The sequence below is a fragment of the Vibrio nereis NBRC 15637 genome (assembly GCF_001591105.1).
Taxonomy (GTDB): Bacteria; Pseudomonadota; Gammaproteobacteria; order Enterobacterales; family Vibrionaceae; genus Vibrio; species Vibrio nereis.
Genome location: NZ_BCUD01000002.1, coordinates 86,456 through 108,495 on the forward strand (window position 1 = coordinate 86,456; position 22,040 = coordinate 108,495).

Sequence of the window (22,040 nt, forward strand, 5' to 3'; positions counted from 1 at the left end):
TGAAAAAGCCTCAACTCGATGAGTTGAGGCCCAGTCCAAATGAGGAGTGTCACTTCGCTCTTCCCCTCACATGTAAAGTAATTAAAGGCTTTCCCACTTGCTTAAATTGCAGCGTCTGGCCATGAAAATGTAATACATGCTCATCAATAAGGCGTACGCACTGGTGCCCATCATCACTTCGTTTGCGAGTGTTAGGTAAGTGTCGGTGGGTGGGTCATAGCGGAAAATCACGCTGAAAATGAAGAATAAAACAAAGAACTCCACGCCTAAAACAAGGAAATTGCGCCAAATTGGCTCGTAGTAAGAAGGCCTAACTTTCACGCCCAACTTGCGCAAAAATTTGTGGGAAAAGGCATGGTGGCTTGAAGAACGAATACCAGCGCGCTCTAGCTCATCTACCGCCTTATCCATTTTAGTGTCGTAACTCATAACTATTTTTCTATCAATAAAAACGGGAGTGTACTGCAACTATTGCAAAACAGTTTCGAGTCATTTCAAATTTTTAACGCAGTGATACCTGAAAAGTCGTATCGAATTGTTACGAATTCTTCCGCCATTTCTGCAAAGCAGCGCGCGCTATCTATAATTAACTTAATATTGAACGTGGTAAAAGGACAACCACATGAACACCCTAATTCTATACGCACTGCTGCTATCTACACCATCGCCAACGGTCGATGCAGGCGCGCTTCCGCTCAAGTGCCATTTACTCAACACGGCTGATAATTTTTGGTTCTATAAAGAGCAGATGGTCTACAAGAGCAACCAGTTTGCCATTTTTCAGAATTTTATCGGCCGTACAGTGACACAGGTGGATCTAAGAACCAGTGAACTGATCCGCACCACTTATATTGGTGATCCCTACGATCCCAAATATCAAATTTTGATGGGTCGATGTGTTGATACCAGTCATGTCCTCAAAATGTGGGAACTGAGCGACAACCCCTAGTTCTCACTACTCATTATTTATCCTCAACTTTGTACCTTTCACTTTAGCGGTGCTACTCATCGTTAAAGCGTGGGAGTGTTAGGTATACCGTCAGTGTCTCTTTTCATCTCAAGATCACATTTCTATAACATTTTGCCCACAAGACAATTTTTGAATCTTAGAATAAAAACTCAGCTTACACATCAACCAAGGAAGAACTATGGAAAGCTTGCTGAAAGGGTTTCCGGTCATCACCGAAATTCCTGTCGCATGGGGTGAAATGGATGCACTGCAACACGTTAATAACGTGGTTTACTTTCGCTATTTCGAAACGGCGCGACTTGAGTATTTCAACGCCATCAACTTATTGGTGAACTTGGGACAAAGTCAGATTGGCCCTGTACTAAGCGAAACCAACTGCCGTTACAAGCTACCCATCACCTATCCCGATACCTTGCTGATTGGCTCCAAAGTGATTGATATACAAGACGATCGCTTTACGATGGAATACTGCATTGTGAGCAAAAAGCTGGGCAAGGTGAGTACCGTTGGCCATGCAACTGGAGTGATGTTTGACTTTAAAAACAACACCAAGGCGAAACTGCCAGACGAGATTAAGCAATCGATTCTGGATCTTGAAGCCAGCGCAGAATAACCCAAAACGCTATTTCACCTGCACTTGGCAGGCGAAATAGCGTCCATTACGCATCGGCTTCTAATTGATAACTCTCGCTAATACCAGAATCTGCAACAAACTCATCATCATGGCTAACCAGAATAAATGCCCCCTGATATTGCTTTAGAGTTTGCGCGAGCAAAATTTTAGAGTCTAAGTCGAGGTGATTATCGGGTTCATCGAGCAGCAATAACGGTGAGTCAGGCTGATGGCCTACCACCAACATCGCGAGCTTCATTTTCTCACCGCCACTGAGCTGGCTCACTAAGCGAAACACGCTATCGCGGCGAAAGCCAATGCCCGCCAATAAGGTACGCGCATCCCACTCGGCTAAACCAGAACAAAACGCCATCAAGTTTTCGAGCATTGAGCGCGAGTCATCCAACAACCCAAAATGCTGATCGAGGTAGAACACACTGCCATTAACACGTATCTCGCCACTTTCTAGTTTCTGTTTACCGTTAATAACCTTGAGCAAGGTTGATTTACCACACCCGTTCACGCCACTAAGACGCAGCCTGCTGCCTACCTGTATCTGCAAGTTAATCGGACGTGAACTGCCGACTGGTAGAACACCATTAACCACAGAGAGTAACTTGCTGCCGCCATGGCTTTGCGCGGTCAAATGCATTTTTTGTGGTTTTAGCTGTTCTTGCCTCGCTTGTAACGTGTTTTGCTTGGTTTGCAATAACTGGCGTCGGCTGGATTCATTCTTTGACCGATTAGACGCGGCGGCAGTTGCCATACTGCGTAAACCATTTAGGAAGACTTTCGGCTGCCCTCCTTTCCTGCGGATCTTGTTGCCTTGCGCGGCGCGCTGGTCGGCTTTTTCTCTGTTTAGTTGCGCTTGCTTTTCCAATCGTTTTTGCTCTTTCTGCACGCTGTGAAGTTGCCGCTCGACCGCCTCGCTTTCTTGATCCTTTTGTTTACGGTAAAAATCATAATTGCCGCCGTACTCGGTTAAGCCAAGCGAGCTCAACTCCCAGATATGCTCCATCTCACGCAATAATTGGCGATCGTGGCTGATCAGCAGAATTGCTCCTGGATAAGCGCGGATCTGTGCCACCAGCCACTCGCGCGCTTGGCTATCTAAATGATTAGAGGGTTCGTCCAATACCAACAACCCCGTTTGTGACTCGAACAACTGCCACAGCTGGAGCCTCGCCAACTGGCCGCCGCTTAATTGCTGGCAAAGAAAGTTGGGGTCTTCTGGCAACCCTAAGTCAGAGAGCTGTTCATTTAACGCCTGATTAAGCTGCCAGCGTTCACCGACGATGTCGAACCATTTCTCATCACATTCGCCAGATTCGATGCGCTGTATAGCCTCTAACACGTGGTCGATTTTCATAAACTGTGCAATGGTCATCTCGCTGGATAACAACTCTGACGGCTGTTGAGTGTACACAGCGATGTTGGTAGAAAGTTCGACCCATCCATGTGTTGGCGCCCGTTGTTTGGTTAATAACGCCGCCAGTAGCGATTTACCGACACCGTTTCGCCCCACTAACCCCACACGACGCTGGGTCAAGGTGCATGAAATGTCGTTAAAAAGAACGTCACCGTTATCAAACTGATAACTGATCTGGTTTGCTTGTAGCAATGGCATAGTTTGCCTCCTGTAGAACAGGATTACGCGTAGCAATACCGAAAGGCGCTGGGTGCGCTTAAAATGAAGTAATGTGGAAGTTCTGTGTCCGCAATGAAGCGAGGAACGAAGCTACGCCGACTAACCCTGTAAATCCGATTAATAAAAGTAAAAATGGATGTCAGGTGTTAGTTGTTCATGTTGGCGTAATCTCCTAAAGAAGTGATGAGGCGAGTATAGGTGATATTTCGTACAAAAAACAAGCTTTAGAATTGGGGAAGGTGAAGTGCTTCCCCAAAACATAACAGGCTATTTAGCCACACACATCGGGCTATTGGATACAGGATCGCTCACCACCACCGCATCCAATGCAAACACCTCTTCCAATAATTGCTCGGTAAAGACCTGCTCTGGCGATCCTTGCGCGACAAGCTGACCTTTTTTAAGCACCACCAGATGCTCACAGTAACGGCACGCTTGGTTTAAGTCATGCAACACCACAATGACCGTCTTGCCCTGCTCGTTCATCGAACGCATTAGCGACATCAATTCGATTTGATGTGATAAATCAAGATAAGTAGTGGGCTCATCCAGCATCACTATCTCGGTATCCTGAGCCAGCACCATGGCAATCCAGGCACGTTGTCTTTGCCCGCCGGAAAGTGCTTCAACATTATGCTCAGCCAAGTCCTGCACACCCGTTTCAGCCATCGCCTGCTCAACGATTTCTTTATCTTGTTTAGAGAGTTTGCCCCAATGCGACACATACGGTGAGCGGCCGTACTCCACCAACTTTCTCACGGTAATACCTTCTGGGCTAACCAATACTTGCGGCAATAGAGACAACCGCTGTGCCAAGGCTTTATCTTTAATGCGAGTGAGCGGTTGTTGGTCAATAAACACTTCACCCGCTTTGGGTTTGTTGATGCGTGATAAGGTTTTCAGCAAGGTTGATTTGCCACATCCATTCGGGCCAATTAGGGCGGTCACTTTGCCTTTCGGAATGGTGAGCGAGAGATTTTCGATAATGGTGTTATCGCCGTACGCGACAGAGAGCTTTTGTGTTGAGATCATTACCAGCCCTTATAACGTTGAAGAAGAAAAATAAAGTAAGGTGCGCCAATCAGCGAGGTGAGTACCCCTGCTGGTAGCTCTATCGGTGGCTGAAGGCCACGGGCAAGAATGTCAGAAACGAGCACTAGTAACGCGCCGATCATCGCTGCACTTGGCAAAAGCAATTTGTGATTGTGACCAAACAACATTCGCGCTAAATGCGGTGCCAATAAGCCAACAAAACTGATAGTACCGCACACAGACACGCTCACGCTGGCAAGCACCACCGCGCAAGCCAAAGCCATCAACTGAACTTTACTTGGAGAGATGCCAAGTGAACCTGCCACCTCTTCTCCTAAGCCCATAATGTCTAAACGCCACGCTAGCCAGAAGGCAAACGGCACCAGTATGGCCAATGTCCACCAAATAAACGGCACTTGATCCCAATTACGCCCCCACAGGCTGCCAGTTAACCAGACCATGGCAGTGTTGATTTCAATCGGATTGATGATCATCAGAAAATCGATGCCGCTGCTTAGAAAGGCACTAATTGCGATGCCAATCAGGGCCAAACGTGCAGGCGTTGGGTGTGAAAAGTAAGCTAAACCCATGATCAGCGCCGCTGCAAAAAGCCCGCCAAGCATGGCGCTCAGTGGCAACATGTACAGTGGCGCTTGGGGCATGTAAACCAGCAACGCGGTCGCCGCCAACCCTGCGCCTGCGCTGATCCCCATTAAGTCGGGTGATGCAAGTGGATTGCGGATAATTCCCTGCACCAATGCGCCTGAAAGCCCGAGCCCAGCCCCAACGCCAATGGCTAAAATCAAACGTGGCAGACGATATTGATTGATGATGAAATCAAACTCTCCGCCGTTAAACAGCGTATGGTTGACTTGAGTGAGGTTTAAATCCACCGCGCCGATGAATAAGCTGCTAAAACCAACTGTCAGAACCATCGCCAAAATGGTGAGTAGACGCGTATTAATTGAGGAGATCATAACTTGCTCCTTACCGCGAGAAGAATGAAACACGGCGTGCCCAATAGCGCGGTGATCACACCGACCGGGGTTTCGGTCGGAAAAGCAATGGAACGAGAAAAACCATCGGCCCAGACGAGCAATGCCGCGCCACATAAGGCACTGGCCGGAATTAAAATTAAGAAATTACTGCCCACCAGCTTGCGAGCAATATGCGGGATCAATAACCCTACGAACCCAATCGGGCCCGCTACCGCCACACTTGAGCCCGTAAGTAGCACAATAGCCACACAAGCAAATATGCGTGTTTGACGAATGTCGAGCCCCAGACCAGTGGCAACATCATCGCCCAGAGCAAGTAGGTTCAAATTCTTAGCGATCGCCATCGCCACCCCCAACCCTAGCAAGCTGGTTGGCCACAGTTGCTGCCATTGTTCCCAACCGATATTAGATACGCTGCCCGACAACCAGTAGATCACGCTATAAGCCATGTCGTCAGCCAAGATGACAGAAGCACGAGTCACACCAATCAGCAATGCATTCACCGCGATACCGGCTAACACCAGCTTTAACGGATGTGGCCGAGCCGAGAAGAAGCCGCCTAGCATCATAACCAACGCGCCACTGACAACGCCCCCCAATCCTGCAACTACCACACCTGGAACCGACTGCAATGAAGCAAAACCGACACTCGCCAGTGCCATACAGCACGCAGCGCCGGCGTTGATTCCAAGGATCGAAGGAGACGCAAGTGGATTGCGCGTTAGCCCTTGCATTAACACCCCCGCCACTGCCAAGTTCGCGCCAATCAGCAGGCTCGCGTATACCCGCGGTGCTCGCAGCGTCGCTAGGATCTGTTGTTCCATACTCGTTTCATCAAACGAATACAGGTAACCAAACAGGTGATGGGAAGAAAGAGAAAAACTCGACCATGCAATCATAGAAAAGCAAAAGCCGGCAATCGGTATGCCGGCTAAAAACGCCCATGTGGTCAGCCTTTGAATAGAACTTGTCATGGTTACTGCGCCAAAATTTCCTCTAGATTTTTCGCGATCCCCTCTGCGGCTAGCATACCTCGGTTCAACGACCATAAGGCAGGCAGCACGTTAACCGCTTGCTCTTTCTGGCTAATTTTTAGCATTTTATATAAAGGGTTCTTCTTCCATTCATCGACAACGGTTTGGTCTGTGTAAGCACCCAGCAATAACCAATCAGGGTTCACTTTCAAAAATTGCTCAAAGCTGGTTGGCAAGTAGGCTTTTTCCGTTTGGTTCGGAATTGGGCTATTCAAGCCAAGCTCATTGATCACACCACCTGCGTAAGACGCCGGGCCATGCATCCACATTCCCTTATCGGTCACAACCGCGAATTGAATCGTATCTTGGCTAGAGAAGTGGGTTTTGTATTCTGCCATCACGGCTTTGTGCTTAGCGATACGCGCTTTCATCTCTTGCTCTTTATTAACCGCAATGCCAACCAATTGCGCCGACTCAAGGTTCTCGTGGTAGGTTTCACCACGGCTTTTCAGTATTAGCGTCGGAGCAATACGCATTAGGTCTTGGTAAATCGCGGTATGGCGCTCTGCGTCGGCAATAATCAAATCTGGTTTCAGCTCTGCGATCACTTCCAAACTCGGCTGAGGGCGCATACCTACTGATGTCCACGGTTGGATCGCAGCGCGAACAGAGGGGATAACACGATCGCTGTTTTTGTCGTCTGCAACACCTATCGGTGAAACGCCAACGGCAGCAAGTGCATCAACAAATGAAAATTCGAGCGCAACGATACGTTGAGGAGTACCAGAAATCGTGAACGCACCTTGTTCATCTTGAATGGTGCGCTCATTGGCATTTGAAAAGCCAGAAAAAAGCAGCGGTAAAGCGATGAGAAGTTTGGTGAAAAATCCTTTAGTCATAATAATATCCGTTACAAATGAGCAGCACGAATATTATTCAATTAAATAATGAGAATCAATATCAAAATCATATACACTTCATAAACACGCGTTCCTATACTGTTCAGCCTTTTGGCTATATTCCGCGCTGATCGGCGTACCCTACCTACCCCTAAAGGGGTGTATCTAAGCTGATTTGATGCTTATCAATAAAGTGGCTTGATAAGAGCCTCATATTAGCGAATTAACCTCACCTAACCAGACATAGCGACTTATTAACCTAACCAAATTAACTGCATAGTGAGTTTTTTGTCACACGAACTTTCCATGCGAGAGGTTATCCTTATAAAATGTATGGTTTAATTAAATCTGCGAGGGATGACATGATTGAAATCATCATCGACGGAAAATACCGAATTGTTGAAGAAGGCTCGACGCTACTTGAGGCCGCCAAAGTCTGTGGTGTAGACATCCCTTCACTGTGCGGATTAAACAAATCCAACGAAAAAGTGCCGTGCGATTTGTGCGTGGTCGAAGTCGAAAGCGGCGGAATGCAACGCGCCTGTGAACTGAACGTTTACCGCGGATTGAATGTAAAAACACAGTCAGACGCACTCAGCACGCATCGTAAACAAGCGCTGAACCGCATCATGCAGGATCACTACGCCGATTGTGAAGCGCCATGCAAAACCGCTTGTCCTGCGGGTGTCGACATCCAATCTTATCTCTACTTCATCGCGCAAAACGACCATCAAAAAGCGATTGAGGTGATCAAGAAAACCCTGCCAATGCCATTATCGATTGGCCGAGTATGCCCGGCATTTTGTGAAAGTGAATGCCGACGTTCCCTAGTCGATGAGCCGATCGCCATTCGTCAGCTGAAACGTCATGCCGCAGACGCCGATCTCGCTGCGCACGAAGCGTACGTCCCCGAGAAAAAACCAGCCAAACCGTATTCGATTGCGATTGTTGGCAGCGGTCCTGGTGGGTTAACGGCAGGTTATTATCTGTCGAACGAAGGGTACCAAGTCACCGTTTTTGAGGCGATGCCAAAAGCTGGCGGTTGGCTGCGCTACGGCATTCCTGAGTACCGATTGCCAAAAGATATCCTCGACAAAGAGATCGAGTTGATGTGTCGCAACGGGATGACAATCAAAACCAATCAGAAACTCGGCGAAGACTTCACTCTGTCACGCTTGAGTGAAGAATACGATGCCGTCTGTCTCGCCGTAGGTGCGTCACAAGCGGTCGAAATGCATTACCCGGGTAGTGAGTTGAAAGGTTGTTACTTGGGCGTTGATTATCTCAAAGACTACGTCACCGAGCAGCAATACAAAACCGGTCAAAAAGTGGCGGTAATCGGTGGCGGTAACACCGCGATCGACTGCGCGAGAACCGCTCGCCGAGCAGGCGCTGAAACCACGCTTATCTACCGCCGTACCCGCGAAGAAATGCCCGCGGAAGATTACGAAATCGAAGAAGCAGAACACGAAGGGGTCAACTTCTTATTCTTGACCAATCCAGCAGAAAACCTCGCCGACGAACACGGCCATGTGCAGGCGATCCGCCTTGAGCGTATGGCTTTAGGTGAACCCGACTCTTCCGGTCGCCGCCGCCCTGAGCCAACCGGCGAGTACTTCACCCAAGCGTTTGACACTGTGATTGCCGCGGTGTCGCAAAAGCCCGATTTAAGCTTTTTGGATAACGACGATTTGTCGATTCCACTCACGCGCTGGAATACGTCTGAATCCGACGATTTCACCATGCACACAGGTACAGGCAATTTATTCAGTATCGGGGATTTTCGCCGCGGTCCAGCCACCGCAGTAGAAGCAGTCGGCGACGGTAGAATCGCCGCCAAAGCCATCGACCTGTTCCTCAACGGGGATATGGCGGACATGCCAAGACCGGCGTTCAACTCGCGCAAAGAGAAAAAGCTTTCTCAGGTCGACCCACTCCAGTTTGAGAATATTCAGAAAGTTGCTCGCACCATCATGCCAGAGCTGACGCCCACACAGCGAGAACAGAGCTTTGCCGAAGTCGAGCTAGGTTTTGATAACCATGACGCGATCCAAGAAGCTGCGCGCTGTTTGGAATGTGGTTGTCAGGCCAATACCAGTTGTGACCTGCGTGACTACTCAACCGAGTATGGCGCGGAGCAACACTTTAACCACTCGGTGGAAATCCAAGACCACCAAGACTGGTTGAGCTTACGAGCCAAAGACCCACGGCATAAATTCTCGGTTGACCGTAGTTCGCAGTTTATCGAGTTTGACGCCAACCGCTGCATCAGTTGCGGTCAGTGTATTCAGGCTTGCCGCGAACAAGCGGTGCACGGCGTGCTCAACTTTGTCACCGACCAACATGGTCGCCCCGCTCTCAGACCAGATGACCGTCCGCACTTTGGTTCTAACAAGAACGGCAAAGTGGCGATGGGCGATTCACAATGCATGCAATGCGGCGCGTGTGTACAAGCCTGTCCGACAGGCGCTATGGTCGATAGCCGTGATAAATCGCAAGGTCGCAGTGAGACGCTGAAAAAAGTCGATACCATCTGTACCTATTGCGGCGTGGGCTGCAAGCTCACCATGCACGTCGACGAAGCCGCCAATGCTATCCGTTATGTGACGGGGACCAACTCGCCAGTTAACCAAGGTATGTTGTGTGTGAAAGGCCGCTTTGGTTTTGACTTTGTCGCCAGCGATGCACGCCTGACTACGCCGCTGATCCGCAAAGACGGCTGGCTACAACCTGCTAGCTGGGACGAAGCCATTCAGTTAATTGCCGATAAGTTTACCGCGATTAAACAAGGCTTTGGAGGCAATGCATTAGCAGGCTTCTCATCGGCAAAAACCACCAACGAAGATAACTACGCGTTCCAGAAATTCATTCGCCGTGAACTAGGGACCAACAACGTAGACCACTGTGCGCGCTTATGTCATGCCTCCAGTGTGACTGGGTTAGAAGCCTCGTTAGGTAGCGGCGCGATGACCAATGACATTCCGAGCATCAAGCACTCGGACGTCATTTTTATCATCGGCTCAGATACCACCTCTGCACACCCGATCATCGCGTCACACATCAAGCAAGCAATTCGCCACCACGGAGCTCGGCTTATTGTTGCCGATCCAAAACGCATTGATATGGCGGAGCACGCAGAGTTGTATCTCTCCCACAGACCGGGTACTGACGTGATGCTGCTTAACGGCGTAATGCAGCAAATCATCAAGCACGGATGGTATGACCTTGAGTACATTGAAGACCGTGTCGACGGTTTTGATACGCTGCTACAAGAAGTGATGTCCCCTGCCTACGCGTTAGATAAAGTCGCGCTGGTGACAGGAGTGAGCGCCGATGATATTTTCGCGATGGCGCGGATGATAGGCACTGCAAAACGCACCGCGGTGTACTACTCCATGGGCATTACTCAGCATACAACGGGTCACGACAATGTGCGCTCGATTGCCAACCTGCAATTGCTGTGCGGCAACATTGGCATCGAAGGCGGTGGGATTAACCCGCTGCGTGGTCAGTCAAACGTACAAGGCGCGTGTGATATGGGCGCGTTGCCTAACTGCTACCCAGGTTATCAAAAGGTCTACAACCCGCTGGTCAGCCAGAAGTTTGCGATTGAATGGAACGCGCCCGATCTACCGGATGAGCCGGGGTTAACCCTGACCGAAATCATCGACGCAGCGTGCAAGCGCGAAATTCGTGGCATGTACATCATGGGTGAAAATCCGGTCTTAAGTGACCCGAACCAAGCACACGTCATCGAAGGGTTAGAAGCACTCGATTTCTTGGTGGTACAAGACATCTTCCTGACTGAAACCGCACAGTACGCCGATGTGCTGTTGCCTTCATGCTCGTTTGCTGAGAAATCAGGTCATTTCACCAACACCGAACGCCGCGTACAACGCATTAACCCAGCAGTAAAAGCGCCGGGCGAAGCGAAAGAAGACTGGTGGATCATCCAACAAATCGCTAATGCGATGGGCGGAGACTGGCATTACAACAAGGTTGCCGACATCACCGCCGAGATCGCGCGTGTTACGCCACAGTACGCCGGATTACTGTGGAACAGCATTACGCCAGATGGTGTGCAGTGGCCGAGCAACAAAAACAACCCGAATGGTACTCGCATCATGCACCAAACTCAGTTTACCCGTGGTAAGGGGCAGATGGTTGGTGTGCCATTCCGCTATGCCGCTGAACTGCCGGACGAAGAGTACCCCTTAGTATTGACGACCGGACGCGTGCTGGAACAGTTCCACACTGGGACAATGACGCGCAAAACCAAGGGACTCGACAAACTGGCTGGGCCAAGAGCGATGATCAGCGTGCAGGATGCCGAAGCACTGGGGATTAATAACGGGCAGCGGCTGCGTGTTTCGACCCGTCGTGGTGAGATTGAAATCGATGCGTTTGTCACCAAACGGATTCAACAAGGGGTGATTTTTATCCCATTCCATTTTGTCGAATCACCGGTCAACCGCTTAACCACCTCAGCCACCGATCCTCATGCTAAGATCCCTGAGTTCAAAGTGGCGGCGGTCAAAGTGGAAGCCTTGTCTGAAAGTGCGCCGCAAGAACTCGAAGCACATTAATCAGCGCCTAAAAAAAACAAAGCCAGCTCGCATTGAGCTGGCTTTTTCATCTTAAGTACATTATTTAATCAACGAAAGAATGTCTTTAAACTCTGGTTTTCGGCAGTCTTTCACCAGCTCATACAAACACATCTCCAGTCCGGTGAGTTCGACACCATGGCTGTGTAGTTTGCTGATACCAAGCTGCCTGTTTTCTGGCGTACGTGACGACACACAATCTTGCACTAATTGAACTTCATACCCTTGGTGTTTCAGACTCGAAGCCGTTTGATAGACGCAAATATGCGTTTCAATGCCACATACCAACCAAGTTTCTACATTGCTCTCACGGACGGCCTGCATAAAACTCGGCTCTGCACAGCCATCAAAGGTAAACTTTTCGATCGGCTGCTGATCTTCGAGCAACCTTGCTAACTCTTCCACCGTCGGGCCGAGTTTTTCTGAGTTTTGTTCCAGCCATAAAATGGGTAAACCTAAAACCTGAGCCCCTTTAATCAGCTTGGCACTATTTGCTATCAGTGTCTCGCTGTCGTGCACCAGCCTAGCCAGCTTGCCTTGTATATCAACAACGATAAGCCCGGTATTGTCTTTGGTTAACATAATCTTTCCTTGTATCACTCTAGCCAATTGAATAATAAGATGACGTTTGTACTCATTCGCTATCAGGTTGAGGTATAAACTGGTCGAAGCTTGGAATATTATCTAATGCCTTCGTCCAACTTGCTGAGTTACCGACAAAAATACGCGCGTCGGGTTTCTTCGAGATTGGTGTATCTAAACAACCCGCAGGCACCACCGCTAAGCCAAGTTTCTCGACATAAGTCGGAACCGCCGACCCACACTGAGAGCAAAAGCTTTTGGAGTGACGAGTGTCAGGCAGACGATAGGCTTTAACTAACTCCTGCCCTTTCAACCAAGTGAACGTTTTAGGGTGACAGAACAGATTAGCCGCATGGGCAGAACCCGTACCCTTTTGGCAACGTTGACAGTGGCAGAGGAAGAATTTTTCAAAATCCCCGACCAGCTCAAATTGAACGTCACCGCACAGGCATGATCCGCTGTGTTTGTGATTCATACTAGCCTCCTTGCAATCTTCTACCCTATTAAAACCATTTCGGTTTAGGTAGAAACGTACTTAAATCACCTTAGACCTGAAAGAAGGCTCATGCTAGTACGCAGTGTTGTTTATTTGAGCAGGCTAGATAAAACGAATAGTAGAGGAGAGAAAGCCAAAGGTGAGAGAAAGTAAACGAAGTAGCGTCAGGGGAGGCCGTTGCGACCCCGATAACACTGACGCCACTTGAAAGGTTAAGCGGCTGAAAGCTCAACCAAGCAGTCCACTCTTGTCATGGTGTTGTTTTCAATCATGAAAAACGCGTCTTGTGGCAGATCTTGTTGCCAAACTTGCTCATAGGTCATGTTCAATAATGTTCCACGTAGAACCGCACCCGTTAGCGCATGGCTGACTACAACAATATCACCCGTTTCTGGCAAGTCAGACAACCATGATTGCAATCGAGATTTTACCGACTGGTAAGATTCTGCATTGGGCGCTTTGAGATACCAATCGCGATCAGAGAGAAGATCCGGATTCGCTTCTACCAAACTAGGAATAGTGGTTTGCTCCCACTCTCCTAAAGAAAATTCTTTTAAGCGGTCGTCTTCAATGATTTTTGAGCTAGAGTGACCAACCTCTTCACAGACGATATTCGCAGTTTGAACCGCACGCCCCAGTGGACTCGCATAAACGGTGTAAGTTCGGCCTTTTAAATATTCACTCAATGTCGCACCAACGCCGTGCGCCTGGGCTACACCTTTCGGCGTTAAAGGGGAGTTACAATGTCCTTGGAGTTTTTGTTCAGCATTGAACTGAGTTTGGCCGTGCCTTAAAACAAATATCTTTCTTGTCACTCTTTTATCCTGTGGAAGTTTTTCTTTCGCAACGAGGAAAATATATTAATTCGTTAATAAGTGCAAAAAGTACGATTTGAGTCAATTTTGACACTACTTGAAGGGATGTTTCACATATGCAATTTGAATTTTCTAGCAAGGTAAATAAAGAAAAACGCTGCATTTAACATGTAAATACAGCGGAATATCTATAATCATATTATTGAATAAAGTTCATGATTGGTTTTGCGACGATCACCCCTTCTTCGGCAACCTCGTTTAAAAACTCCAAATGAAACTTGTCAATTGGTTTGGTTGATTGGTGAAATATCTCGACGGCTTTGTCAATTGAATCAGCAGACATATACCATTGTAAATAGGTGTCACCGTTGACTTCGATTTCAAACCAGGACTCAATATGTACCTCTTCCGCACACATTGAATCATGCACTTCATCAGAGCGAGAGGACATAACCTCCTTCCAATTTGCTACCGCTTGCTCACTTCCTTTTTTTAGCTTAATAAGACCAGAAGACATCTCCACCACTAATACTCCTATTTTAAAAAAATAACGATTGATTGATATTTAACTCTCAATCTATTACAGAGATAAATTATTTAAAACCTAAGAGTAAATAGTATTTTTCAACTGAGAACCCATCTACATTTACGCGTATAAATTACTATTACTTATCACACTAGGATAAGCGATAAAATTCTAATGTATAAAATCAAGGTTCATTAATTACATTATAAAATGGAATTTTTAAAAATATATTCACTTCAATTAGCAGTGGAGATTCTCTTTCTTATGCCCATTGTTGTTGGACTCGACGCATACTCTTACCCACTAACACGATCAAAACTGCACCTATCAATACTGGGGTGAATAAAAAGCTCCAACTTTGACCCGCCAGCATGATCAACATTGGATTCGCACCCGCTGGCGGGTGAGTGGTTTTGGTCAGTAGCATCACGCTTACACCTAGCCCCGTTGCTATCGCTAAAGTCAGCGGCGTCACACCCACATATTGGGTAAACGCAATACCGATGATTGCTGTAATCAAATGCCCAAAAATCACGTTCTTTGGTTGGGCTAACGGGCTGTCAGGCACACCAAAAACCAACACGGTTGTTGCCCCAAAAGGCGCCATAATAAGCGCAACTTCGCTGAGTGATAGCTCCAAAAATGACAATAAGCCAATGGCTAACGTTGCGCCAATTCCAGCAATGACAGACACAAGTACTTGATTCATATTTTCCTCCTCAAAAAGTAGACCAACCTGTCTACACAAATTAAAATAGACAAGTCGGTCTACTTTTGTCAAACTATTTTTAACCAGGAGGGAATTATGAGTAAAAAACGCCAACTACTGATCGATACAGCGCTCGATCTGTTTTACAAGAACGGGATAAATTCGATTGGTATCAATGAAATACTAAAGGTATCAGGTGTTGCTAAACGCACTCTGTACTCTCACTTTGAAAGTAAAGAATCGCTAGTATTAGCGGCGCTAACACAAAGACACGAGATCTTTTGTACTTGGTTAGACGAGAAAATCTCCAACTCAAACAATGATCAGGAGCTGATAGAAGACTTGTTCAGGGCACTTGAGCGATGGTTTAACAGCGCAGAAACGACACTTGGCGATTTTAGAGGCTGTTTTTTTATCAATACCGCCGCGGAGTTTAGTGATGTGAACGGTGAAATCGCTCGCTACTGCGCGCAGCACAAACAAACCGTGCGAGAGCTAATTCAACGTCAAATGACCACGAATAACCCGCTGTTGTTGGATGCCATTTGCCTGCTAAAAGAAGGGGCGATCACCACTGCGTACATGACAGGGCAAGGGAAAGAAGCAAGTGAGAAGAGCATTCAGATCCTGAACGCTCTACGACAAGAATAGTCTAGGGCGTGTTGACCTCGTTAATCGACGAGAATTTCGCTTTGTGGATACTCAGCGTGTTGGAACATCAGCTCAATATCACTTTTCAGCACACGACTTTCAGATAACGGCGGTAACTCATCTAAGGCGAAAAAACCGATATCTGAAATCTCAATATTGGTCTGTGGCTGACCAGACTCAAAGCGACAGAGGAAAAACATCTTGTAAATATGCTGCGGGTATTTGGGTAGGTAAGGATGGACATCACGGTCTTTAATCGCCACCAGTTTGGGGTGGCTGACGTGATAACCCGACTCTTCCAGCACTTCTCGAATTACACCCGTCGATGGCGTTTCACAGACGTCCGCCCAACCACCAGGCATGGTCCAACAATCATCTTCCCGCTCTCGAACTAAGAGGATCTTACCGTCTTTGATCACACCTGCACGTAAGTCCACTTTGGGAGTTGGGTAACCGGCCTCTGGCACAAAAAGCTGTTCGACTCGTTCCACCGACGTATTCGCTAACTGCGCGATCATTTGGTGTGAAATGTTGGCAATTTCGTCGAAACGCTCTAGATCGAACTTATCTTTTGAATAGGCTTTCCCTGCTTGGCTTAACGCCTGCAACTGCTTGGCCCAATTCATCCATTGGCTCATATTACCTCCCCCCCGTTTTTTATCTGAAACTACAAGTTGATCGGTCATTGGTCTGAAGGATGCGCAATACCATCAGCAATCCTAACCGGTTCCAACTCATACGGATTAACCCCTTCAAGACAAGCCACATTGATAGCAAATTGATGTGGATTAGAGCGGCGTTGATGGTGAGTGTAAATACCACAAGTTTTACAAAAGTAGTGCTTCGCCGTCATAGTATTGAACTGATACAGAGTCAGGTTTTCTTCCCCTTGAACAATGCGAAGATTTTCCAACAATACAGACGCGGCAATTGCGCCTCTTTTACGGCACATCGAACAGCTGCACCGTCTTGGGTCTTCCAAACCATTTGGCATTGTTAGTTCTAATACGACAGCACCACAGTGGCAGCTTGCTCTGTGTATAGGCTTGATTTCCATATCATTACTCCTATGTTGATGTACTTACATAAATTGTAAAATCAAACAAGTGATGAACGCTGGTAATCCAGCAATAAACAAAACAAAGCCTGTTTGATAATTTTGGCGGTAGTGGTGTTGCTGCTCTGTGTCGAAGTCATGGCCTTTCACCATGCTGTACACCTTGTCTGTTCTGGTGTCATCTAAGCGGGTAGTTTTGCTATGGATGCCGCCTTCCCACATTAGTTTGGCGAACACCCAAATTACAACCACAATAAAGAACAGAAAATCGATCAGATTGGTCGCTTTAAACAATGCAACATAATGAGAGAGGACAAATACACTCAGGGCAGCGAACAGGTTAATAATCGTGACCGTTTTCAGTAAATGAAACAACGAAATACCTCCATATTTACCAGCACGTTTGGCGTGCTGGTGCGTCAGCGCGTATCAAACCAGGCGCTAATTATTTAGTAGAAAGTGCCATCATTTGATAATTCGAGTCATGGAAACCGACTTTCTGATAGGCTTTTTTAGCGACTTCATTACTCTTGTGAATGTAACTTCTCAGCTCTAGGCCACCTTGGCTAAGCATTTCTTCTTCAACAACATGGATCAATTTTTCCATCAACCCACGCCCACGATACTCTGGCTTGATGTACATACTTTGGATCCACCAGTAGTAGCCCGCGTTCCAATCACTCCACTCTTTTACCGCAGAAACATTACCGCATGGGCAATCGTTCTCATCCACTAAGACCCAGTAAATCGCAATCGAATTGTCGTTTAACGCTGCGCTAATTCCTCTTTCCAGCGTATCAGGGAACTTGGCGATGTTTTCTGCTTCGCGTGCCTCTTCCACCGTAAATTCGATTAAATTAGGTAAATCGCTTAAATCCGCTTTTCTTACTTCCATAATACTTTGTACTCCTTGTCAGGATTTAGTGATCGAAGATTTATTTCCTGTTCAACCACTTTGCCTGAAAAAAAGTGAGAAAGTCTACGCTTTCAGCTGACCTAAATGATTGGAAGTTTGATAGTTTGAGCTAAGTCATTCCTTAAACGATAAGCACCAGATGGTTAGGTTACCAAAGCCATCAAAGAGTCGCCCCTTTCACTTCATAGCCACCGACATATCGCCACTAATTTTTAAATGACTTCAACGGAGTAAGTCACTTCAATATTAGGCTGTAGCATCAGACAAACGTGGCAATACTTAGACACCGCTTGCTGAGCCGCAGCATTAACCATCGCCTCTGTCACACCTACGCCTTTGACACGTAAGTGTAGGTTGGCGGATTTATACAGCCTAGGTTCACTGTCTGTAAGAGTGTGAGTCACCGTATTGTTAAGGCTTTCGACTTCCACTCCTTGATCTTGCAAATAAAGAACCACATCGGTTGCGCTGCAAGACCCTAGGGCAGAAAGCAATAATTCTGTAGGACACGGCGCAGTATTATTTTCTGAATCGACGGCTATCACGGAGCCATTGCTCGTTGTCACATTAAACTGGCACTCTTTGTTCCAATCCACTTGAATACTCATATTTCCCCCGAAGTCTGCTCTAAGATACCGAACTGTCGTTATTATTTACGCCCGCAACCTTACCGGAACCAAAATAAAGATGCCATAAGTAAAAAGACCCGCCACTGAGGACGAGTCTTATCACGTTAGACCTTAGAAAGCAGTTGAGCTTCAACACCTTGAAGCGCCTTGAATTCATCATCCGTACAAGCTCGGACGATGGACACCCACTGGTCGCCGCATTCATCTGTTCCTACAAACTCCGCTCGTAATTCGTACTTCCTCCAAGACATAAATGCCAAAATGGAAGTCAGAGCAAGCATCAGAAAACCAAATTGAGGAACAAATGCCCACGTGGCTGCCGATAACATCAAGGCTAAAGAAAGCACATTGATCGCATTCTCTTTAACACCCAGCTTCCGAACCTCTAACTGTTTGATTTTTCGTAATTGATATACGTCTTTTCTAACAATAAGTTCATCGCTAGTAATGCAGAAATCTGCTTCTACGTACGGCCTACGTAATCTTAACCAACTCAACGCACTTTTTTGTTTTTGGTCTTTTTTCATCACCTTATCTCCACGTTAATAAAGGTTAGTAGAAACTAATATAATCATGGAGTTATTGATGATTTTTCACTTATAAACTCGAAAGATGGAACAAGCAACAATAATCAATCAGTTCAATATAAAATAGGGCTTTGGATCAAATAAAGCACTACCGACTAGGTACAATTAGCGTGCCTATCCTTGCTGCAAAACTGCGCTTTAGTAATACGATACAGGCAATGACGTTCAAGCGGGTGACCAGACGCCAATTTAGGGTGGTTAAAGTCTTGATTTGTATCCACCATACCCAGCTTTTCCATCACTCTTTGGGAAGGGGCATTGACTAGCGCTGTAAATGCATAAACATCAGGCTTATCTAACGTATTAAAGGCGAAGTCCAACACTTTGTTAGCCGCTTCCGGTGCGTATCCAAGCCCCCAAAATTCAGAGGCTAAACGCCAGCCTATCTCGACAAAAGGCGCATTAGGAATGCCGCTATTTTCATCCTGATAATGCAAGCCGACAAAGCCTATAAACTGAGCCGTGTCTTTAGTTTCAACCGCCCAAAATCCCCAGCCACGCTCAGCTATTAAGCGACGCATCAAATCCAGTTGATCATCACTTTGTTGCTTGGAAAGTGTCTCGGGAAAGAACCTCATGACGTGGGGATCAGCGGTAAGCTCGCCATAAGGTGCGTAGTCTTCTGGCTTCCATTCTCTGATAATTAATCGTTTCGTTTCCATCATTGACGGATGACTCCTTTATTCATGTTCCTTATGACTCGCCCAATATCTGGATATCAGGACTTTTATATACTTTGAGATCTTGAGTCTGCACGTCTTTTGTAAAAATATAAAGGAATGCGGCGTAGAAAACGAATGTGATGGTAACAAGGGGGAGAGAAAGGTGGGTCAGTAACACCCAAAAGTGTATTGTTTGGGTGTTACGCAGGCGCTTTATTTGATGCGAACAAGCTTGATGTTCATTAGGCCATTGCCTTGCATCAAAGTATCTTCATCAAGGATTTTCCAAGCCTCTTCAGAACCCTCTTCTTTGAATACTAAGTACTTGTCTGTACCCGACTCACGAACGAAGATTTCTTCAAACTCGTGACGCTCACCTTCAGATTCAATGTAGTCCGATCCAATAACAAGGTTTTGTGCGCCTACAGATCCCGCAAATGCGTTCATAAATTCATTGGAAGAGCCCGCTTTCGTTTGATATTCACCTTCATAGCCGTGACCACCACAACCAACCAAAGCCCCTGCCAATGCTGCAACTGACGCAAATTTAATAAAGTTCAACTGATTACTCCTTTCTCGGTATAACGTATTACCGTTTTAATATTCATTGAAGAATTTCGCTGAAGTATACAAAACTAAAAAATAAAGAACTTTACCGTAACGAGCTATTTGATTGCTTTTATTGATTAAATTGAAACCCGTCACCAATAACGATTAATTTAAAATTAATACTATCAATAAAAAATAATTCATTTGGGCTATAAATCGCAAAAAATGAGCAATAATCGCTCAATCCAAGAGAATAAGACCATTATCGCCCACTGCATAATATGAACAAAAATAAGACAACTAAACATGCCTGATTGTTATTTGATCAAATAATAATTTGAAGTCACTATTTAATCACAAACCTAATTGACTGTTATTTACTCACTATTCTTTTGAGTTGTATATCTAAATTAAAATAAATGTTGTATTGGCGTTAAATAGCAACAAGAGATATCACTTCGCATTGCTCGCATTATTTTTAATGCATATAATCCAGTTTCATATATATCATTGAACCGGCGTACATTGATATACGTCATTACCTACATAGGAATTATCAAATGAGTGACACTCAAACAATCCAACCTCAAGCTCAACTTAGCGAAGCGGACAAAAATGCCAAAACACACGCCATCGTGGCTTATGCTCTGATGTTGCTTGGTTTCTTTACTGGTATCGGTTTTCTAATTGGTGGTATCTGGGGGATTGTGAAAAAGTCTGACGCACAAAACACTCGTTTTGCCGACCACTACGACAACATTACTAAAACCTTTTTAGTTTCTCTTGTATTGAGTATTGTTGGTGGTCTAACAGCTGTATTCATTGTCGGTTACCTGCTGATCCTTGTCGCTTTCATTTATACGCTATGGAAAGTGGTAAAAGGTCTAGCGCGCATCACTTCAGACAAAAGCTACAACTAATAAATCACAAGCAGCAAGGGGAAGACCTTTGCTGCTTACCCCATTCTTCTCGCTGTTTATTTCTACGTGAACGCCTACTATCTCGCCACCTCCCGTCTCTAAACGTGTCCAAGTTACCAATCCGAGTCTCGCTTTATTGCTTTTATTATCAGAAGCGATAGAATCCAAACGCTACTTAGCAAACGTTTAATTTATTCTCAGGGCGGGGCGAAATTCCCCACCGGCGGTATGCCTACTAGGTGAGCCCGCGAGCGCTCGATTCGTCGAGGTCAGCAGATCTGGTGAGAAGCCAGAGCCGACGGTTATAGTCCGGATGAGAGAGAATGAAAACACATCAACGTCTCTGGCCTGTTGGTCTAGAAGATTTGGTGTATTTCGTTTTGACTGCAGCATTGTACATGCCCCTTGGATACAGTAATCACCACGTTTCCGTATGAGGTTGTGTGCAGGCTCAGTGCTCATGTATGCCCTGATTCTGGTGATATTTAGGAGTTAACCATGAATCAGTCATCACTACTTGCCGAATTTGGCAACCCAATCACACGCGTTGAAAACGCACTTATCGCACTTAAAGAAGGCCGCGGCGTTCTGTTGCTTGACGACGAAGATCGCGAGAACGAAGGCGATATTATCTATTCTGTCGAGCACCTAACTAACGCGCAAATGGCGCTAATGATCCGCGAATGCAGCGGCATCGTATGTTTGTGTCTGCCGGAAGAACAAGCCGATAAACTTGAGCTGCCACCTATGGTAGAAAACAACAACAGCGCCAACCAAACCGCGTTTACGGTTTCTATCGAAGCGAAAATTGGCGTCACGACGGGCGTATCTGCGCAAGACCGTGTGACCACCATCAAAACCGCAGCCAACCCAACGGCAAAGGCGACTGACCTTGCTCGACCTGGTCATGTATTCCCTCTACGTGCACGCAAAGGGGGCGTAATGACTCGCCGCGGTCACACAGAAGGCACGATTGACCTAATGCAGATGGCAGGGCTACAACCTTCTGGCGTACTATGTGAACTCACCAACCCAGACGGCACCATGAGCAAAACACCAGAGATCATTGCGTTCGGTAAGCTGCACAACATGCCCGTATTAACCATTGAAGATATGGTCGAGTATCTGAAGCAGTCTGACCTGAAGCTCGCTTAACCAAACAAAGGCCAAGTGTATCAACTTGGCCTTTTTGCTATCACGAAA

Annotated in this window: 25 protein-coding genes and 1 riboswitch; of the genes, 6 read left to right on the forward strand and 19 right to left on the reverse strand. The window is 46.6% G+C overall.

Annotation, left to right across the window (positions count from 1 at the left end; all coding sequences use genetic code 11):
• Positions 1 to 81 precede the first annotated feature (81 nt).
• On the reverse strand, positions 82 to 429 hold the full coding sequence (locus VNE01S_RS03270; RefSeq protein WP_053395942.1) for a DUF6404 family protein: 348 nt from the start codon (positions 427 to 429) through the stop codon (positions 82 to 84).
• 193 nt (positions 430 to 622) lie between these two features.
• Here VNE01S_RS03270 and VNE01S_RS03275 point away from each other — a divergent pair, with 193 nt between their 5' ends.
• Both VNE01S_RS03275 and VNE01S_RS03280 read left to right on the forward strand, forming a co-directional pair.
• A complete protein-coding gene (locus tag VNE01S_RS03275; protein WP_053395943.1) occupies positions 623 to 949 on the forward strand; it encodes a hypothetical protein in 327 nt (108 codons plus the stop codon).
• A gap of 199 nt (positions 950 to 1,148) precedes the next feature.
• Positions 1,149 to 1,583: an acyl-CoA thioesterase gene (locus tag VNE01S_RS03280; protein ID WP_053395944.1), complete on the forward strand. Its 435-nt coding sequence runs from the start codon at positions 1,149 to 1,151 to the stop codon at positions 1,581 to 1,583.
• A 46-nt stretch (positions 1,584 to 1,629) separates the two neighbouring features.
• On the opposite strand, the gene VNE01S_RS03285 is transcribed toward VNE01S_RS03280, so the two are convergent.
• The 5 genes from VNE01S_RS03285 to VNE01S_RS03305 form a co-directional block, all read right to left on the reverse strand.
• A complete protein-coding gene (locus VNE01S_RS03285; RefSeq protein WP_053395945.1) occupies positions 1,630 to 3,210 on the reverse strand; it encodes an ABC-F family ATP-binding cassette domain-containing protein in 1,581 nt (526 codons plus the stop codon).
• 288 nt (positions 3,211 to 3,498) lie between these two features.
• The gene (gene fecE, locus VNE01S_RS03290; protein WP_053395946.1) at positions 3,499 to 4,263 is read right to left on the reverse strand and encodes a Fe(3+) dicitrate ABC transporter ATP-binding protein FecE; all 765 of its coding nucleotides are present in this window, start codon (positions 4,261 to 4,263) and stop codon (positions 3,499 to 3,501) included.
• Positions 4,263 to 5,240: a FecCD family ABC transporter permease gene (locus VNE01S_RS03295; RefSeq protein ID WP_053395947.1), complete on the reverse strand. Its 978-nt coding sequence runs from the start codon at positions 5,238 to 5,240 to the stop codon at positions 4,263 to 4,265. Before VNE01S_RS03295 ends, fecE begins: the two co-directional genes overlap by 1 nt.
• Entirely contained in the window at positions 5,237 to 6,235 is a 999-nt protein-coding gene (locus tag VNE01S_RS03300; protein WP_245649866.1) for a FecCD family ABC transporter permease, read from the reverse strand. The genes VNE01S_RS03295 and VNE01S_RS03300 overlap by 4 nt, the downstream gene beginning before the upstream one ends.
• A gap of 2 nt (positions 6,236 to 6,237) precedes the next feature.
• A complete protein-coding gene (locus tag VNE01S_RS03305) occupies positions 6,238 to 7,134 on the reverse strand; it encodes a Fe(3+) dicitrate ABC transporter substrate-binding protein (protein WP_053395948.1) in 897 nt (298 codons plus the stop codon).
• 362 nt (positions 7,135 to 7,496) lie between these two features.
• Here VNE01S_RS03305 and fdhF point away from each other — a divergent pair, with 362 nt between their 5' ends.
• Positions 7,497 to 11,720 (forward strand): formate dehydrogenase subunit alpha, encoded by a 4,224-nt coding sequence (gene fdhF, locus VNE01S_RS03310; RefSeq protein ID WP_053395949.1) that lies wholly within the window; start codon positions 7,497 to 7,499, stop codon positions 11,718 to 11,720.
• Between the two features lie 60 nt (positions 11,721 to 11,780).
• Here the strand turns inward: fdhF and VNE01S_RS03315 are convergent, their stop codons facing one another.
• From VNE01S_RS03315 to VNE01S_RS03335, 5 genes are all read right to left on the reverse strand, one after another.
• Entirely contained in the window at positions 11,781 to 12,320 is a 540-nt protein-coding gene (locus VNE01S_RS03315) for a hydrolase (RefSeq protein ID WP_053395950.1), read from the reverse strand.
• 52 nt (positions 12,321 to 12,372) lie between these two features.
• Positions 12,373 to 12,795 (reverse strand): GFA family protein, encoded by a 423-nt coding sequence (locus VNE01S_RS03320; protein WP_053395951.1) that lies wholly within the window; start codon positions 12,793 to 12,795, stop codon positions 12,373 to 12,375.
• Between the two features lie 233 nt (positions 12,796 to 13,028).
• Positions 13,029 to 13,631: a histidine phosphatase family protein gene (locus VNE01S_RS03325; protein WP_053395952.1), complete on the reverse strand. Its 603-nt coding sequence runs from the start codon at positions 13,629 to 13,631 to the stop codon at positions 13,029 to 13,031.
• A 199-nt stretch (positions 13,632 to 13,830) separates the two neighbouring features.
• Positions 13,831 to 14,148, reverse strand: coding sequence for a DUF6176 family protein (locus VNE01S_RS03330; protein WP_156309875.1), 318 nt, complete (start codon positions 14,146 to 14,148; stop codon positions 13,831 to 13,833).
• A gap of 271 nt (positions 14,149 to 14,419) precedes the next feature.
• On the reverse strand, positions 14,420 to 14,866 hold the full coding sequence (locus VNE01S_RS03335) for an HPP family protein (RefSeq protein WP_053395954.1): 447 nt from the start codon (positions 14,864 to 14,866) through the stop codon (positions 14,420 to 14,422).
• Between the two features lie 96 nt (positions 14,867 to 14,962).
• Here VNE01S_RS03335 and VNE01S_RS03340 point away from each other — a divergent pair, with 96 nt between their 5' ends.
• Positions 14,963 to 15,517: a TetR/AcrR family transcriptional regulator gene (locus VNE01S_RS03340; protein WP_053395955.1), complete on the forward strand. Its 555-nt coding sequence runs from the start codon at positions 14,963 to 14,965 to the stop codon at positions 15,515 to 15,517.
• A gap of 20 nt (positions 15,518 to 15,537) precedes the next feature.
• Here VNE01S_RS03340 and VNE01S_RS03345 read toward each other — a convergent pair whose 3' ends face one another.
• The 8 genes from VNE01S_RS03345 to VNE01S_RS03380 form a co-directional block, all read right to left on the reverse strand.
• Positions 15,538 to 16,155 carry an NUDIX hydrolase gene (locus VNE01S_RS03345; RefSeq protein ID WP_053396143.1) on the reverse strand — a complete coding sequence of 206 codons (618 nt, stop codon included), beginning with the start codon at positions 16,153 to 16,155 and terminating at the stop codon, positions 15,538 to 15,540.
• 44 nt (positions 16,156 to 16,199) lie between these two features.
• A complete protein-coding gene (locus VNE01S_RS03350) occupies positions 16,200 to 16,574 on the reverse strand; it encodes a GFA family protein (RefSeq protein WP_053395956.1) in 375 nt (124 codons plus the stop codon).
• 24 nt (positions 16,575 to 16,598) lie between these two features.
• Positions 16,599 to 16,949 (reverse strand): hypothetical protein, encoded by a 351-nt coding sequence (locus VNE01S_RS03355; RefSeq protein ID WP_053395957.1) that lies wholly within the window; start codon positions 16,947 to 16,949, stop codon positions 16,599 to 16,601.
• A gap of 70 nt (positions 16,950 to 17,019) precedes the next feature.
• A complete protein-coding gene (locus tag VNE01S_RS03360) occupies positions 17,020 to 17,469 on the reverse strand; it encodes a GNAT family N-acetyltransferase (RefSeq protein ID WP_053395958.1) in 450 nt (149 codons plus the stop codon).
• A gap of 233 nt (positions 17,470 to 17,702) precedes the next feature.
• Complete coding sequence (locus VNE01S_RS03365; protein WP_053395959.1) at positions 17,703 to 18,098, reverse strand: OsmC family protein; 396 nt, start codon at positions 18,096 to 18,098, stop codon at positions 17,703 to 17,705.
• 125 nt (positions 18,099 to 18,223) lie between these two features.
• On the reverse strand, positions 18,224 to 18,646 hold the full coding sequence (locus VNE01S_RS03370; protein ID WP_053395960.1) for a hypothetical protein: 423 nt from the start codon (positions 18,644 to 18,646) through the stop codon (positions 18,224 to 18,226).
• A gap of 155 nt (positions 18,647 to 18,801) precedes the next feature.
• Positions 18,802 to 19,371, reverse strand: a complete 570-nt coding sequence (locus tag VNE01S_RS03375; protein ID WP_053395961.1) for a GNAT family N-acetyltransferase — start codon at positions 19,369 to 19,371, stop codon at positions 18,802 to 18,804.
• Positions 19,372 to 19,581: 210 nt separating this feature from the next.
• On the reverse strand, positions 19,582 to 19,929 hold the full coding sequence (locus tag VNE01S_RS03380; RefSeq protein ID WP_156309877.1) for a hypothetical protein: 348 nt from the start codon (positions 19,927 to 19,929) through the stop codon (positions 19,582 to 19,584).
• 548 nt (positions 19,930 to 20,477) lie between these two features.
• On the opposite strand from VNE01S_RS03380, the gene VNE01S_RS03385 reads away from it, so the two are divergent.
• Both VNE01S_RS03385 and ribB read left to right on the forward strand, forming a co-directional pair.
• Positions 20,478 to 20,837: a DUF4870 family protein gene (locus tag VNE01S_RS03385; protein ID WP_053395962.1), complete on the forward strand. Its 360-nt coding sequence runs from the start codon at positions 20,478 to 20,480 to the stop codon at positions 20,835 to 20,837.
• Positions 20,838 to 21,026: 189 nt separating this feature from the next.
• A riboswitch (FMN riboswitch) is annotated at positions 21,027 to 21,166 on the forward strand.
• A gap of 169 nt (positions 21,167 to 21,335) precedes the next feature.
• On the forward strand, positions 21,336 to 21,992 hold the full coding sequence (gene ribB, locus VNE01S_RS03390) for a 3,4-dihydroxy-2-butanone-4-phosphate synthase (RefSeq protein WP_053395963.1): 657 nt from the start codon (positions 21,336 to 21,338) through the stop codon (positions 21,990 to 21,992).
• Positions 21,993 to 22,040 lie beyond the last annotated feature (48 nt).